This window comes from Paenibacillus roseus (genome assembly GCF_016424485.1).
Taxonomy (GTDB): Bacteria; Bacillota; Bacilli; order Paenibacillales; family Paenibacillaceae; genus Paenibacillus_D; species Paenibacillus_D roseus.
The window spans coordinates 70,447-85,216 of the sequence record NZ_JAELUP010000065.1 but is presented as its reverse complement, the minus strand read 5'-3'; the positions used below and the strand labels follow the sequence as shown (position 1 = coordinate 85,216).

Here is a 14,770-nt window from a genome sequence, read left to right as displayed (position 1 = left end):
GCTAATGCTGATTCAGGTTGGTCAGGGACTTTGACGCCTAATCAAAATGCTATCAAGGCTTTGCTAAATGGTTGGCGTGCAGTGGGTAACAGCAGCACAGCCTACAACTCCTGGGTATCGATCCTGGACGGCAGCGCACCGCCAACCAATACGGAGGCTTACGTAGCAGCGAATAAAGCCCCCGGCTGGACAGCGTATGCAACGCTGCAATACCAACTGGTCAATCCTGTAACGTCGACTGCTCGTATCGAGGGCGCAATTAGCCTCCATTCCGGCGTTAATGCGCTGGAGATGCGTGAGGCGGCGATGCTCCGGGAAAAGGTTACTCCAGTGCTTGACTCGGCGTCCGGTGTATACCGATTAAACTTTACGACCCTTCCGGCATCCGTTTTTAAACGCCCGGCTGAAACTATTTTGGCGATATACAAAGGTACGGACATCGATCGCAAATGGACGATCCTGGCCAACGCGACTTTGGCAAAAGGCATTACACGAGCGCACATACCGTTTGCTGATTACGATCTGTCCGCTGATTACTTTTCTTCCTACATCGCCCTTGACCGCTATGCCTACTCAGCGGCGATTAGTGCGGCCACGGCTTTTTACGCTGGAAATCTCGGCTCCGCTGTGTCAGCCAACACGCAGCAGCTTGCGCGGGAAACTTTGCGTAATGACATTCAGGATTGGATACAAGTCGTAGACGATGCGCGGTTAATCGATCTTCGACTCGATGTCAACGCCATAAACAATGCTTTCCTCCGCAAGTTGGGAGGGTATAGATTTGAAAAGGTTTTGGGGGTTGTTGCATTTACCGCCAGCACAAATAACCAGAAAGCGGATATCTACTATTCCCCGGATAGCGGTGGGCATATTGCCTACCTAGAGATAGAGGTTACGGGAAACTGGAACGGTATAAATGCTATCGGGAGAGTTGTTAAGACAATAGCCATCGCCTCTTCAACTTTTGGCAATATATCAAGCCAGTTTGCTAGATACACGGTAGCAGACGGCAAAGCAGGCGACTACATCAGCATATCTGATGTCGTTTTCGACACTACCAACAATAGGTACCGGATACGTCTGGCCACAACAAATACGGGATATGCAAACGGGTTTGTCGTCACCGTACGCGGTGTGATTCCTTCGAAGACCGATCCCGTAATCAATTCCCTTGCTTTATCACCGGTGTTTACGACAGACACAACCGCGTTTGTACCTGCAAAGGTGCAGATTCTCTCATCTGAAATACTCGAAGATGAGAACCATCGTTTTGTCACAGATTATGAACGAATAAAACTCGACGGTATCCAGGAGTTCGCTAATCACTATGAGCATCCGACTGGCGATGGGAATCTTCATGTCCCCTCGACGGGAACTGCGAACAACGGAAAAGTTTTGAAGGCCGGAAGCACGCCAGGAAGCGCGTCTTGGCAGCAAATTGCTGCGAATGAGATTTCCCAGGATGCAAGCAATCGGCTTGTTACCGATGCAGAGAAGTCAACTTGGAATGGCAAGGCAAGTACGGCTGTGGCGACAACAGTGTTTGATGGTTTGATGTCTTCATCAGACAAGCAGCTTAGTAACAATCGCAACGGATACGGTACAACAGCCGGAACGGGAACGGCTTATACCCTTACGCTAAGTCCAGTGCCTACACTGGTCGAGGGGCTGCGCGTCACTGTCAAGTTTCACACGGCCAACGGTGCAAACCCGACACTTAACGTAAATAGCAATTCAAACAGATCGATTTTGAAACCAAACGGAAGCGCTCCGGCAGCAGGGCAGCTTAAAGCCAACTCGGTATACACGCTCGTTTATAACGGCACGGATTTTATCTTACAGGGTGATGGGGGGGATTACAGTATAGGGGAGCAAATACTTGCAACATCCTTACAGATCGTTGATTACACAGGAGCGGAACTTTGGTCCAAAACGGATGTTGCAAACGGGTGTGGTATAACCGTAGACGGTGCGGGAAATGTATACTGTGCGCATGTTGTATCGGGTAAATCAATTCGCAAACTGGATTCCTCAGGAGCCGAGATTTGGTCTAAAACGGATGTTTCAACCGGGTACGATGTAGCCGTAGACAGTGCGGGCAATGTCTACTGTGCGCACGCTGTCGGTACAGGTAGTAAATCAATCCGCAAACTGGACTCTTCGGGAGCCGAGATTTGGTCCAAAACGGATATTTCTGGGGGCAGCGGTGTAGTCGTAGATAATGCGGGAAATGTCTACTGTGCGCATTATGTTGGTAGCGAGATTAAATCAATCCGCAAACTAAACTCTTCGGGAGCCGAGATTTGGTCCAAAACGGATATGCCGTTTGCAAATCGTGTAGCCTTAGACAACGCAGGGAATGTATACGGTGCGTTTGCTACCAGCGCAGGAAATAAGTCCATACGCAAACTAAACTCTTCCGGTTCCGAGATTTGGTCCAAAACGGATGTTTCAAACGGCAACGATGTAACCGTAGATAGCGCAGGAAACGTCTACTGTGCGCACTCTGCCAGCGGAGGAAGTAAATCAATTCGCAAACTGGACTCTTCGGGAGCCGAGATTTGGTCCAAAACGGATGTTTCAAACGGGTATGGTGTAACCTTAGACAGCGCAGGAAATGTCTACTGTGCGCACTATACTAGCGGTGATAAATCAATCCGCAAACTGGACTCTTCGGGAGCCGAGATTTGGTCCAAAACGGATGTGATGTATGGTCGTGATGTAGCCGTAGACAGTGCGGGCAATGTCTACTGTGCGCATGATGTCAACAGCGGAAGCAAATCCATCCGCAAATTAAGAGAAGCTGTATTATCGTATAAAATTTTAAACTAAGGGAGTAATCATATGTCAAAATTGTTAACGGGCACGCTCTTGGCTCCAGACAAACTACTTGTCGAAACCATCTATAATCTAGAGGTTCCCGAAAATTCCGCTTTGGATAGGAGCCAGGGCGTAGAAGTTTCAGAAGAAATTATCTTTCCAGAGTATGCGCCGGGAAGGGGGCACACCTGGTATGTAAACCCTGAAACGGGAGAACAGTGGCTGGAAGAGTATGAAAGGCCACTTACCCCGGAAGAGGAAATGCAAGAGTTAAAAGCTCAAAACGCGCAAATCTTGCTTATGATGGCGCAGATGCAGGCCGCCGGAGGTGAAGGGTAATGAATTGGTATCCGCATATTAAGCAGTATTATAAGCAGGGATTCTACACTGAGGCGAATATTCAGGTTTTTGTCGCTGCTGGCTGGATTACAACCGAACAGGCAGACGATATTATCGGCTCCGCATAAGCGGAGCTTTTTATTTGGGGGAGGTAGAGAGATGAGCGAATCCGGGGAGATGAAAGCTCTTAATGATCAAATGATCAATGTCCGTTTGGACATCAGAGAACTTGGTACAAAAGTTGATGCCATGAAGGATGTGAGAAAGGAAGTGGAAATTGCCAAAGATGATGCCAAGGAAGCTCTGCAATACGCCAAATCAGGGCAGCATCAAATCAATGAATTGAAAGAAAGCAATAAATGGCTGAAACGTACAGTTGCGACATCTCTGATCACCGGAGTCATAGGCTGGATGCTGACAATTTTGTTCAGGGTGCTTGAACCATAATCCCAAGCGTTTGGAAATTTTAAAAAATAAATGGAGCTGATGAAAAATGGAATGGAGTTTTATTTTTGAATTAATCGCACCGGAGCTTGTGGCTGTTGTAGCGGCTTGCTGGCTAATTGGGACAATGCTCAAGCAAACGCCGCGCATCCCTGATTGGAGCATTGTCTATATTGTTACAGGATTTGCGGTTGTTTTAACTGGATTCGTGCTGGGCTGGTCGGCTGAATCGGTCATTCAAGGCATCTTGTGCGGAGCGTTTGCTGTACTTGGACACCAGTTTATTAAACAGGCTGCTAGAGCCAAGGAGGGTGAAAATTAATGATTAAAATTGCGATTGATGCCGGACACGGTCCGAACACTCAGGGAAAACGATGCCCGGATGATAGTATGCGAGAGTACCATTTCAACAGCGTAACAGCTCGCTACATAGCGGCGGCGCTGGTGGAATATGATGGCGTGGAGGTTCGCACTAGCACCTTTAACGACAATGAAGATGTGCCAATTAACACTCGTTACAAGACGGCAAATACTTGGCCTGCTGATCTGTTCGTGTCCGTCCACGCAAATGCCCATGGCGACAGCTGGAACAGTGCGAATGGGATTGAAACTCTTGTTGATTATCGCAAACCAGCGCAAGCAGTGGCCCTGGCAAACGCGGTTCAACGTGAACTGATTAGGGCCACGGGGCTGAGAGACCGAGGTTTGCAGTATCGTGATGACGTTGGGGTACTAAATTACAGCAACATGACCGCAATACTGGTAGAGTGCGGGTTCATGACGAACCGGGAAGAAGCGGAATTGTTGAAGTCGGACGCATACCGCCGAAAATGCGCCGGGGCCATCGTCAAGGGCATTGTGGAATTCTACGGGCTGAAAAAGAAGAAAGGGGAGGAACCAGATATGTCAGGACAATTCAAGGATGTGCCAGCAGGCCACTGGGCCGCTGGTGCGATCAGCACGGCAGTAGACGCAGGAATTATCAAAGGATATGCTGACGGCACGTTCAAGCCGGAGCAGCCGGTGACGCGTGCGGAGTTGGCAGTTATTATCTCAAGGCTGTTGACAAAATAAATATCAATATGCTAATATTCAATTGTAGCCTCCTTGTGAGTGCGTGGATTGAAACATTTTACAATACAAACTACATTCCAGTTGCTTTGGCTTGTTTCGCGCTCCGAGTGAGCGCGTGGATTGAAACTACGAATTAGATATTTTTGATGTTTTGATTTTTCATTTAAATCATTAAAAGCAAAACCCCCATGAGGAAGAACCTCTGGGGGTTTTGCTTTTACCTTTCACGCTCTGTAATAGAGTTTATCTTCCTCCTTCTTTATAATTTTTTTAATTAGTGCGTCTGTTGACAGACGCACTAATTGCTCATCAAAGCGAGTTTTAATTCTGTTAGAGCCACCCGGGTGATAGAATCTTAATTCAACGTGAGAGCTTTCTGTTATTTCTATACTCTCTACGTCTTGAAGATCGGTATGAAGCCAATCTTTAGAAGAGTTTTTAAAGCTGAGTTGACTATCTGATTGACTCTCTAGTTTGAAAAGATTATCTTCCTTGTTTTCTTCGGCTTCTTTTATTGAAGTGTCGGTGTAGTCAGAACCGAACAAATACTTATCTAATTCTTTGAAACAGTCCTGCGGGTTGTCGAAAATACGCCCGTAAATGAAACCTAGATATGCGCAGAACTCGCAACCTGTGCAGGAATCCTCATCGTCACAGGTGAAACTGTGCGGATAAAATTCAATCTCTTTAAATCCCAAACTGACTAGCTTCTGCTCATCCTCGAGAGAAGCATTTCTAACCACAATCCACTCCCGCCATTCATCTTTCAGTGTGGGCAGAGATTTATAATAATGAATCCTTTTACCTACGTAAAGAAAATCTTTCATTTTATCCTCCTTATAATGCGGTTTTATGGATTACCGCAAACCAAATTGTTTTTTTGTTATAGCACGCCTTGTCGGGCGTAAGATGAAATGTTAGAATAAGTAAAGCTAGAGTAGCAGGTGACCGCCTGCGAAGCTAACGAGCCGCTAGTGTCCACTTTTACCGTTAATGACGTCATAACGGTATGGATTGGGACCATGATGCGGCTTTTATTTGTTTAGGAGGCGAATCACATCGTCCTTGATGTAATCCGCTGCCTCCAAGATGGTGAGTATATCCCCACCATTGATAGTGTTTTGACTTAGTTGTCCGTCTAATACGTCCTCCAGGCCTGTTGTGACAGACATCGAGAGGATCGATATCTCGTAAGCGTATTGAAGGTACGCCTTGTACCGAGTTACCACAACCGACTTATCTTTGTAAGGCAAGGACTCGATACGTCTTACGGCGATGACCTTTGTCGGAATCGACTCCAACAACTGTCGCACGCGATCCTGCAAAACCTGCGGGCAGTCCGTTAATTCAATGTTCATGTTACGTCATCCTTTCCGAGAGGCCCCCGAAGGGCCTGTGTTAATGCGGGCAAATCATATTTTGAACATTAGAGGATATGAGAGTTTATTTATAATTTCCCTCTATTTCCTCTATTTTTTTCTTGTACGCAGCTTTCGCTGCAAGGAACTCACGCACCTCATCAGCTTCGGCATCAGTAAGATTCACTTCTACCCCGTCTGGGTAGATGCGGTATCGGCCCTGTTTGCCATATATCTTCTGATTCCACGTTGTCCCCGCAAGTTTCGGGGGAACTTTCGGTCGAGGGACAGCGGATTTCTGAGCATCAATCTCCGACTTTTTGGCTTCTTCCGCTGTCTTCTGTGCGTCATTCCGGGTCTTAATCTCCCGGTAAAACGCAACGTCGAGGTCCGTCATATTGTTTTTTAACTCAGGCTGCAAACCAGCAACCTTGTCCAACTCAGTTTGCAGTTGATCGAGTTCGATGATGCGATGCCAAGCAAGCGGTGGCCTACTTGTAGATAGCAACCCGAAGGTTCCTATTGGTGGAAGTTCTCCCCATCTGTAACCAAGCGCCCTTATCTCTTCCTTTAAGCCCTCCGTTCCTCCTTTGAATTGGAGAACGATCCGCTGCCCGTATGGATCGCAATCGACCACTAGCGTAAGCGGGGCAGCAGCCTCAGCGGCGCGTTGGGCAGCACCCCAGCACTTCGGGCATTGCTTTGAATTAGCAACTGTCCACTCCTCCCAGCTATCTGCTTCCTTTCGGTTCCGCTTTATCGCGGTTTTTATAAATTCCTCGCCACAATCTTGACATGTACATTTGGCAATTGCTTTTGCCATAATTATTCCCCCTTAGTTGTTATCATACGAGACTTGATTACCCGCGCCGCGCGGACTCGGCTGGTTCCGATCCACGACCCAAGTTTTTCCAATCATGACGCATTTTATCTTTCCTTCGCGACATAATCTTTTTATATGGTCGGGGGTATACCCCCAAAGCTCTGCCGCTTCATCGGTGCCCATGATGTTCTTCAGGGCGTCTTGCTGAGAGTAAAACCCTTGAAGAAATGCCGGTTTTAAATCCTTTGCCTCCATGTCTCCAGGCTGGATGCCAGAGAGGATTTCCCCAAACATGTCCATTAACCGAAGCTCGTTCTCTCCGAACTTATGAGCATAGCCCATAAGTTCGGTATGAATTTTTGTGAATGTCGCATACGGATTCTTTTTGTAGCGATCAAAATACTTTTGCGAAACTGAAGGTTTTCCTTTTTCGAAAACGCGTTCACTTATTACATTTGCAATAGCCAGTATCCTGCCAAAAGCAACATCTCTATTCATGATATTCACCGCTTTCCTTTAGGATGGCGAGTGATTTTTCGTATTCCTCACGACTTACCCTTGAGGGTATGTAGCCCTCGCCACCCTCATTGTATAACAGGTTGAACCTGTGTCTCCAAGCCTTTATTTCCTGCTTCGTCATCAAGCTTTCAATTCCTTCTTTTTGGGCTTGCTGTACAACTTCCTTCGCTTCTGCAATAGCTTCTTCCTTCTGCTTTTCAGCATCTGTTTTTTTGCCAAATGATTTCAACAATTCTGCTTTCATTTCTTCAATTGCATTGTTGATGGCGCGGCCTGCTTCGCCGCCAATTGTCAACACCCTATCCCCGACTCTTGTATACTCTTTAGTTGTATCCAAGTTGAATTTTTCGTAAAGCGTGCAAGACCCCTCGTCATACGTTAGAATATTAGCGAAACTAGCTCTCCTTTCGAGCAACTTTCCGTCACCACTTACAATCTCGACGTTGGATGTAGTGATGACTTTGGAATTACCGGTCAACTGACCATCCAAATCAACAGCCTCTACAAAAGCTGTGACGGTAATTTTTGCAATACCTTTTCCGAAAGGAACTTCTTTGAATAGTTCTTTTTTCATTATTAACCCCTCCACAATGCCCGTTATCGGGCTTCTTGAGTTAAGTATAACATGCCCGATATCGGGCGTCAATGCATTTTTTTTATTTTCGAAACGATGCGACACTTGCCAGCCTCGCTATCGTCATAAAGATGAAACATGGTTGTGACGTCAAACAAGATCATAGGGACGATTACTTTGCCGTATACGGCGTAGTCGAGGTTGCGAAGCCTTTTAATGACAATTCACCTCATTTTGTGTTAATATGAAGGAGGGAGCGGCTAACTCCCTCCATAAGACTATTTGCGTTTACGTTGCTGCTGTATAGCGGCGTATCGGTCGTAAGCGCGTTGCTCGTCATCTGAGAGTTGGTATCTCTCGATGACCTTTGTAGATTCTTCTCGGAACGCCTCTCGCGTAATGCGGCTTAGACCCATCTGGTCACGCAGCACTCGCAAGAGGTGTTCTCTTTTTTGCATTTTTTCGAAAGCTCGAATCGTTTGCTTGTCCATCCGTTGTTCACCTCCTCTCTATACTTTAATTATATACTCACGTGAGTATATTGTCAATAGTTTTTATACTTGCGTGAGTATATAATTTGTGATATTTTTAAAAGAAAGGAGATGATACGATGGATGAGAAAAAAGGGATGTCCTCTACGCGGGCAAAGAATAAGTATAATGCAGGCGCATATGATCGGTTGTATCCATATGTGCCAAAAGGCAAGAAGGCCGTATACGAGGACGCGGCAAGAGCTTCGGGAATGAGTTTAAACGAATTCATAACCGCAGCGCTGGAAGAAAAAATTAAACGAGACGAAAAAAAAGACCCGCAGTGATGCAGGTCTTTTTTTGTTGGCCCATATTCGCAAGCCTGTTTAATCCCTAGAAGGTGACGACATCGTATATCCACTTAGTTTACTAAGTTTTGTTCCGGCATTACCTAGAGATTGACTGGTGGTGTCAACTTCCGTTTTTTTTAGAATGCTCGTTATGGATTCCAGGCACTCCAAGATACGAGCAAATCCAAAAATAAATATTGCGGAAATCACACCCAAAACCCACCAATTTATAGCGGACAACCACGAAAAATCCCTGCTCTCGAACGAATACTTGGGCGTCTCGGTTGATAAGTAACCCGATAAAATGCCCGCCATAATAGCAAAAATTAGGGTTATTACTGCAAGCCATTTAAAAATTCTAACCATTATAAAAAAACCTCCAAACAATATAATTCCGCATCGGCTGCGGTATTTGCTGTAGCTCATATTCCCAAGCGCTTGGGAATATGAGCTAATACAGGTGGTAAACTTTAGGTTAAATTGGAGGTGCGAAATGCAGTTGAGGGGGATCACAGTCGCAACGCTCCATTCCGATAAATAGCCAATTACATTATAATCTATTTCTGCATTTCCGTCTTAAATAATTTCATCATATCACCCACAAAGTATTGGCGCTAATTCCTCAGTTCCAATATCTGTAAGTAATCCGATCACTTTATCTGGAATTGAGTAGCGCTGATTCAAATAGCGGAGCGCAGCGGCGAGCTCGCCATCGGCCCCGCCATATTGCTCCATCAAAAACTTGGCCATGCGCGGGTCGCATTTGCTGACCCTCACCGGGTATTGAAGCTTTTTGTCATAGATCCACATGTCGTCGCCTCCACACTAGCGGCCGCTTGCTCCGCTTATTTTGGGTATCTGTTACTTAGGTATGTGTTACACTTGCCAAGGCCATGGCGTCTGGGACCATTGCCACGGATACCGGGAATAGCTGTGTCCGAATTGAAGCAGCGGGCCGTATTCCATCTCGAAGTGGTAGGCGCATTGCTGTCTTTGCTGGGCTGTCTTGTTGAACTGTTGGAGCGCCTGCATATCATTGGGATGTGTATCCAGATAAAGCGTCAGCTCGACAAGCACAAAATCAAGCTGTTGCAGTTCCTCCAGCTTTCTATAATAATCTTCTGTGAGAACTTCACTCATCCGGAATCACCTCGCCTCTGCGCTTTGAAGTGTAGCTGCTGTACAGGGCTGGCCATAGCGTACCGAGACGCAGCGCCTCAGCCGGCGAAAATTGCGGCAAATTCATCGGCTGAAACGTAATAAATTGATTCGGGGGAACGACATATGTTTTGACCCGTATAGGCGGACAAGGGTCGAACGGACCAATGAACGGGCGCCATTCTCTCACCTGATTCTCTCCCACAACATTTTCCTCCTCTTCAGATGTCCATTCCAAAGGCACTTTATAGCCCAGTATATGACATGTGCCTATCCACATTGCCTAAATATTTCTTTGCAACAGGCGAAGTAGTTGCTGTACAATGGACTTGGAAAGTCATTGTACCGAGCGTCAACAATATCTATTTGATGGCGATGGACCGACTTCCAGATTGATGCTCTATCCATATGCGTATGTTTTACCGGTGCACTACCTGGATCAGGCGGAAATTAAAGCAAGCCCGCGAACTTTGACAAAAGAGGTGTTCAGAACAATGACTAAAAAAAGAACGGCTCATATCATTTCCCATACCCACTGGGACCGTGAATGGTATTTGCCTTATGAAAAGCATCATGTACTGCTGGTAAAGCTGGTGGATACACTCTTGTACAAGCTGGATAGCGATCCGGGCTTCAAGAGCTTTTACCTCGATGGTCAAACGATCATTCTGGAAGACTATCTTCAGGTACGACCTGAGAACAAGGATCGGCTTGAGCATTACATTAGAGAAGGCCGCATTGTAATCGGACCGTGGTATATATTGCAGGACGCGTTCCTGACGAGCAGCGAAGCGAATATCCGCAATTTGCAGATTGGCCACCAGGACGCCAGCCGCTACGGGACCATTGCCAAGATCGGCTATTTCCCGGATACATTCGGCAATATTGGCCAGGCTCCGCAAATTATGCGTCAAGCCGGTATTGATAATGCAGTGTTCGGCAGAGGCGTGAAGCCGACCGGATTCAACAATACGGTTTCTGATTCCGAGTATGAATCATCTTTTTCGGAACTCATCTGGGAAGGGCCGGACGGCTCTCGCGTATTGGGAATTTTGTTTGCGAACTGGTACTGCAACGGCAATGAGGTACCGACTGACGAGGCGGAAGCGGCGGAGTTTTGGGCGCGCAAGCTGGCGGATGCAGAAAAATATGCGGGAACCGGAGAGCTGCTGTTCATGAACGGCTGTGACCACCAGCCAATCCAGCAGGATCTGCCAACTGCGATAGAAGTAGCCCGTAAGCTATACCCGGATACCGAATTCATTCACTCAAACTTCGCGGATTATTTAAGTGCGCTTAGGAAAACGCTTAACCAAGAGTTGTCTGTTGTCAAAGGAGAGCTTCGCAGTCAACGGACGGACGGTTGGGGGACACTTGTTAACACCGCATCTGCCCGCGTTTATCTGAAACAAATGAACCAGCTTGGCCAAGCCATGCTGGAGAAGATTGCCGAGCCGCTTGCAGCATTTGCTTATTCGCTCGGGCATGAATATCCCCATCATTTGTTTACGTATGCGTGGAAGACCCTGATGCAGAACCATCCGCATGACAGCATTTGCGGCTGCAGCGTTGATGAGGTTCATCGCGAGATGATCACCCGCTTCGACAAGAGCCGTCACGTAGCGGAAGCGATCATCGACGAAGTCAAGGCGGTCATTGCTGACGAAGTGGATACAACGGTATTCCGGCAGTACGGCGAGGATGCGGTGCCGTTTGTCGTCTATAATACGACAGGCTGGACCCGCAGCGGAATCGTAGAGGTGGAGATCGATGTTGAGCGCATTTACTACCGCGAAGGTTTGAAGCGTGACGAGATGAGTCAACGGATGTACGCCGTTGATGTGACAGGTTGGACACTTGTCAATCATGAAGGTACAGTTATCCCGCATACGGCTGTCGATCTTGGACTGCACTTCGGGTATGAGCTGCCGGATGACAAGTTCCGTCAACCGTATATGAGCCGCAGAGTACGCCTGACCTTCGAGGTCAAGCAGGCGCCGGCCCTCGGCCTCGCCGCATATGCCTTGGTGCGGAATGCAAGCCCAGCGCTGGAAGCTCCAGCTTCGCTGATTGCCGGCCCGCAAGCGCTGGAGAATGACCACCTCCGCGTCGAGGTTGCCGCGGACGGTTCATTCAGCTTGACGGACAAGCGCACAGGCTATGTGTACCGTGATCTTGGCGTCTACGAGAATACGGGTGATATCGGCAACGAATATATGTACAGACAGCCGGACGGCGAACAGGCGCTGACGACGAAGGGACTGAAGGCCAGCATTCGCATTCAGGAGGACAATCCGTACCGTGCCGCTATTGAAATTGTGCATGAGTGGGAAGTCCCGGCTTCTGCCGATGAGCTGTTCGAAGTGGAGAAGCGCGAAGCTACCAGATTCCGTGGCCGGAAAGCCCAGCGTGTAGCCGAGATGGTGCCTCTGACAATTCGCACTGTAATTGCCGTGACCCGAGAAGGCCAGGGCCTTGAGTGGAAATCCACATTCAACAACCAGGCCAAGGATCATCGTGTCCGCGCCCTGTTCCCTACGGATCTTGAGGCAACGGTACACCATGTGGACTCCATCTTCGAAATCGCCAAGCGGGATAATGTCCCTGCTGTCGAATGGGTCAATCCGAGCAATGCCCAGCATCAGCAGGCATTCGTCGATGTCAGCAGCAATCAGGCAGGGCTGACGGTTGCCAACCTTGGCCTGAATGAGTATGAAGTACTGCGTGACGGGCGCAATACAATTGCCGTTACCCTGCTTCGCGCTGTTGCCGAAATGGGCGACTGGGGCGTGTTCCCGACACCGGAGGCTCAATGTCTGGGCGAGCATAGCTTCAGTCTGTTGATTTTGCCGCATAACGGAGACGGTGCTGCTTCCGGCGCTTATGCTGCTGCTTATCAGTTCCAGGTGCCATGGACAGCTAGCCAGACCGCTGTTCACGAAGGCAAGCTTGCTCCGGCCAGCGCAATGTTCGATTGGACAGGCGAGTCGGTTGCCTTCTCGTCGCTGAAGGTGAACGAGCAATCCGGCGACTATCTGCTTCGCTGGTACAACATGAAGCCGGAACAGACCGAGCTTAAGCTTGTTACCGGCTCTGCCGCGCCTGTACTTGGCCTGGCTTACCGCAGCAATGTGCTGGAAGAGAAAGGCGATGCGCTGGCAGATAGCGCGCTGCCTGTCTACCAGCTTCCGGTTGGTCCGTGTGAAATTGTGACGGTTGGTATTAGTCGCGGCTGATTTTTTGCATCGATCTGCGGCAGTCCGCAGCGGGCGAGTAGGGCAACTGACGGCTGCCCGGCTGCCGGACCGCCTCAGATGACAAGCTTGATCAACAAAAAAAACGTTGTTTCTCTGAAGAGAGGCAACGTTTTTTTGTTATCCCAAAGCCAGAATTAAACCCATTATTTCTTCCCTGCATTCAGAGCAGATTGAATCTCCCTATTCACCGCTTTCACATCCACGCTGTCAAGCTGCTTGTCCTCCAAATGATATTTGCTCTTCAATTTCAAGATCCGGTACACACTCTGATCGATTCTCTCTTCTGTCAGTGTCTTGTCGGCTACACTCTTAAGCAGTGCCTGAAGCACGGCCTTCTGCTGTTTGTAATCATGACCAATCAGCAAGATATCGCTGCCTGCCTGAATGGACCGCACCGCAGCTTCCGCCAGCCCATAATGCTTCGTAATGCCGCCCATCATCATGTCATCAGTAATCACGACTCCGTCATAACCGAGCTTCTCCCGCAGCAGCCCGGAAATGACAGGCTTGGATATAGAAGCAGGATAATCCATGTCCAGCGCAGGGATGAGCAGATGGGCAACCATAATCGCGTCAGCCCCTTGCTTTATCGCCTCCTCAAAGGGCAGCAGCTCAAAGCTTTGCAGTTCCTCCAGCGATTTGTTTACGACTGGCAAATCAAGATGAGAGTCGACGGAGGTATCGCCATGTCCCGGGAAATGCTTGACAACTGCTGCTATATCTTTGGATTGCAAGCCTTTCATCACGGCAATGCCATTGCTTACGACCTGCTGCGGCTTGCGTCCATAAGAACGGTCGCCGATGACCGGATTGTTCGGATTGCTGTCGATATCCAGGACCGGGGCGAAATCCATATTGAAGCCGAGCTTCTGAAGCAGATTGCCAAGGGCTTGCCCAATGCCATGGGCATAGTCAGTATTCTCGATCCGGCCTACCGAGCGGGCGGACGGAATCTTCACGAATTCCTCCGGCATTCGGCTTACCTTGCCGCCTTCCTGATCCACACTCAGCCACAGCGGCACAGGATTGCCGCCATTGGAGGCCTTTAATTCATTCAAGAAATGCAAAGCTTGAGAAGGGCCGGTAATATTATATTTATATAAAATAAATCCGCCTATGTGATAGTTCTCGATCATCTCCCGCGCCTCAGTCTGCAAGGAAGTGCCGTTGAGGCCAATAAGCATCAGTTGGCCAATTTTTTGCTCAATGGTCATCCGGCTGATTTGCTCTTTGATTGGGTCAGTCGGCGGTTTTGGCTTATCTGCTGGCTTGTCCATCGTTGTTGCCGGCGGTTGATTTGTTTCAGATACCGGCGGCTTCTCGGTTCTTCCCTCTTGACTTGGTGAGCCGCAGCTGGCAAGCAGGACAGCCATGCCAAGCAGTATGATGGACAGCGACAGTCTTTTACCCATATGAAGCCACTCCTTTTTTTGCAATAATTTAACTATATACACTGGACGGATGAAAGTCGAGCAAAGCCTCCGTATGAAATGTCGCAGAGGCTTGTCCAGGTTGTATGATCAAGATGCCAACGTTCACTACCAGTATTATGTACAGGACAAATAGATTTCACACAGATGAGCG

The 14,770-nt window shown here is 48.2% G+C and carries 18 protein-coding genes and 1 pseudogene; 8 read left to right on the top strand and 11 right to left on the bottom strand.

Going from position 1 to position 14,770, the window contains the following annotated elements; genetic code table 11:
• From JFN88_RS12490 to JFN88_RS12465, 6 genes are all read left to right on the top strand, one after another.
• Positions 1–2,832: hypothetical protein (locus JFN88_RS12490; protein WP_379166855.1), on the top strand; the 2,832-nt coding region annotated here is incomplete at its 5' end.
• Between the two features lie 12 nt (positions 2,833–2,844).
• Entirely contained in the window at positions 2,845–3,159 is a 315-nt protein-coding gene (locus JFN88_RS12485; protein ID WP_199019630.1) for a hypothetical protein, read from the top strand.
• On the top strand, positions 3,159–3,287 hold the full coding sequence (locus JFN88_RS12480) for an XkdX family protein (RefSeq protein WP_199019629.1): 129 nt from the start codon (positions 3,159–3,161) through the stop codon (positions 3,285–3,287). Before JFN88_RS12485 ends, JFN88_RS12480 begins: the two co-directional genes overlap by 1 nt.
• A gap of 31 nt (positions 3,288–3,318) precedes the next feature.
• Positions 3,319–3,606, top strand: coding sequence for a hemolysin XhlA family protein (locus JFN88_RS12475; protein WP_233167766.1), 288 nt, complete (start codon positions 3,319–3,321; stop codon positions 3,604–3,606).
• 46 nt (positions 3,607–3,652) lie between these two features.
• Positions 3,653–3,925: a phage holin family protein gene (locus JFN88_RS12470; protein ID WP_199019628.1), complete on the top strand. Its 273-nt coding sequence runs from the start codon at positions 3,653–3,655 to the stop codon at positions 3,923–3,925.
• Positions 3,925–4,677, top strand: coding sequence for an N-acetylmuramoyl-L-alanine amidase (locus tag JFN88_RS12465; protein WP_199019627.1), 753 nt, complete (start codon positions 3,925–3,927; stop codon positions 4,675–4,677). Before JFN88_RS12470 ends, JFN88_RS12465 begins: the two co-directional genes overlap by 1 nt.
• 224 nt (positions 4,678–4,901) lie before the next feature.
• On the opposite strand, the gene JFN88_RS12460 is transcribed toward JFN88_RS12465, so the two are convergent.
• The 6 genes from JFN88_RS12460 to JFN88_RS12435 all read right to left on the bottom strand — a co-directional run bounded on the left by JFN88_RS12460 (position 4,902) and on the right by JFN88_RS12435 (position 8,442).
• Complete coding sequence (locus tag JFN88_RS12460) at positions 4,902–5,504, bottom strand: hypothetical protein (RefSeq protein ID WP_199019626.1); 603 nt, start codon at positions 5,502–5,504, stop codon at positions 4,902–4,904.
• A 207-nt stretch (positions 5,505–5,711) separates the two neighbouring features.
• Complete coding sequence (locus tag JFN88_RS12455; RefSeq protein ID WP_199019625.1) at positions 5,712–6,035, bottom strand: hypothetical protein; 324 nt, start codon at positions 6,033–6,035, stop codon at positions 5,712–5,714.
• Positions 6,036–6,120: 85 nt separating this feature from the next.
• Positions 6,121–6,858, bottom strand: coding sequence for a toprim domain-containing protein (locus JFN88_RS12450; protein ID WP_199019624.1), 738 nt, complete (start codon positions 6,856–6,858; stop codon positions 6,121–6,123).
• Positions 6,859–6,870: 12 nt separating this feature from the next.
• Positions 6,871–7,356 (bottom strand): helix-turn-helix domain-containing protein, encoded by a 486-nt coding sequence (locus JFN88_RS12445; RefSeq protein ID WP_199019623.1) that lies wholly within the window; start codon positions 7,354–7,356, stop codon positions 6,871–6,873.
• Positions 7,349–7,951, bottom strand: a complete 603-nt coding sequence (locus JFN88_RS12440) for a hypothetical protein (protein WP_199019622.1) — start codon at positions 7,949–7,951, stop codon at positions 7,349–7,351. The genes JFN88_RS12445 and JFN88_RS12440 overlap by 8 nt, the downstream gene beginning before the upstream one ends.
• A 278-nt stretch (positions 7,952–8,229) precedes the next feature.
• Positions 8,230–8,442, bottom strand: a complete 213-nt coding sequence (locus tag JFN88_RS12435) for a hypothetical protein (RefSeq protein ID WP_199019621.1) — start codon at positions 8,440–8,442, stop codon at positions 8,230–8,232.
• Positions 8,443–8,561: 119 nt separating this feature from the next.
• Here JFN88_RS12435 and JFN88_RS12430 point away from each other — a divergent pair, with 119 nt between their 5' ends.
• Entirely contained in the window at positions 8,562–8,768 is a 207-nt protein-coding gene (locus JFN88_RS12430; RefSeq protein WP_199019620.1) for a hypothetical protein, read from the top strand.
• 39 nt (positions 8,769–8,807) lie between these two features.
• On the opposite strand, the gene JFN88_RS12425 is transcribed toward JFN88_RS12430, so the two are convergent.
• From JFN88_RS12425 to JFN88_RS12410, 4 genes and pseudogenes are all read right to left on the bottom strand, one after another.
• The gene (locus tag JFN88_RS12425; protein WP_199019619.1) at positions 8,808–9,137 is read right to left on the bottom strand and encodes a hypothetical protein; all 330 of its coding nucleotides are present in this window, start codon (positions 9,135–9,137) and stop codon (positions 8,808–8,810) included.
• Positions 9,138–9,383: 246 nt separating this feature from the next.
• Positions 9,384–9,581, bottom strand: a pseudogene (locus JFN88_RS12420) (manganese catalase family protein); the annotation flags it as partial.
• A 66-nt stretch (positions 9,582–9,647) separates the two neighbouring features.
• Complete coding sequence (locus JFN88_RS12415) at positions 9,648–9,911, bottom strand: spore coat protein CotJB (RefSeq protein WP_199019617.1); 264 nt, start codon at positions 9,909–9,911, stop codon at positions 9,648–9,650.
• The gene (locus JFN88_RS12410; RefSeq protein ID WP_332908470.1) at positions 9,904–10,134 is read right to left on the bottom strand and encodes a spore coat associated protein CotJA; all 231 of its coding nucleotides are present in this window, start codon (positions 10,132–10,134) and stop codon (positions 9,904–9,906) included. Before JFN88_RS12410 ends, JFN88_RS12415 begins: the two co-directional genes overlap by 8 nt.
• Positions 10,135–10,423: 289 nt before the next feature.
• Between JFN88_RS12410 and JFN88_RS12405 the strand changes: the two genes are divergently transcribed.
• The gene (locus JFN88_RS12405; RefSeq protein ID WP_199019615.1) at positions 10,424–13,165 is read left to right on the top strand and encodes an alpha-mannosidase; all 2,742 of its coding nucleotides are present in this window, start codon (positions 10,424–10,426) and stop codon (positions 13,163–13,165) included.
• A 164-nt stretch (positions 13,166–13,329) separates the two neighbouring features.
• Here JFN88_RS12405 and nagZ read toward each other — a convergent pair whose 3' ends face one another.
• Positions 13,330–14,598 (bottom strand): beta-N-acetylhexosaminidase, encoded by a 1,269-nt coding sequence (gene nagZ / locus JFN88_RS12400; protein WP_199019614.1) that lies wholly within the window; start codon positions 14,596–14,598, stop codon positions 13,330–13,332.
• Positions 14,599–14,770: the final 172 nt, after the last annotated feature.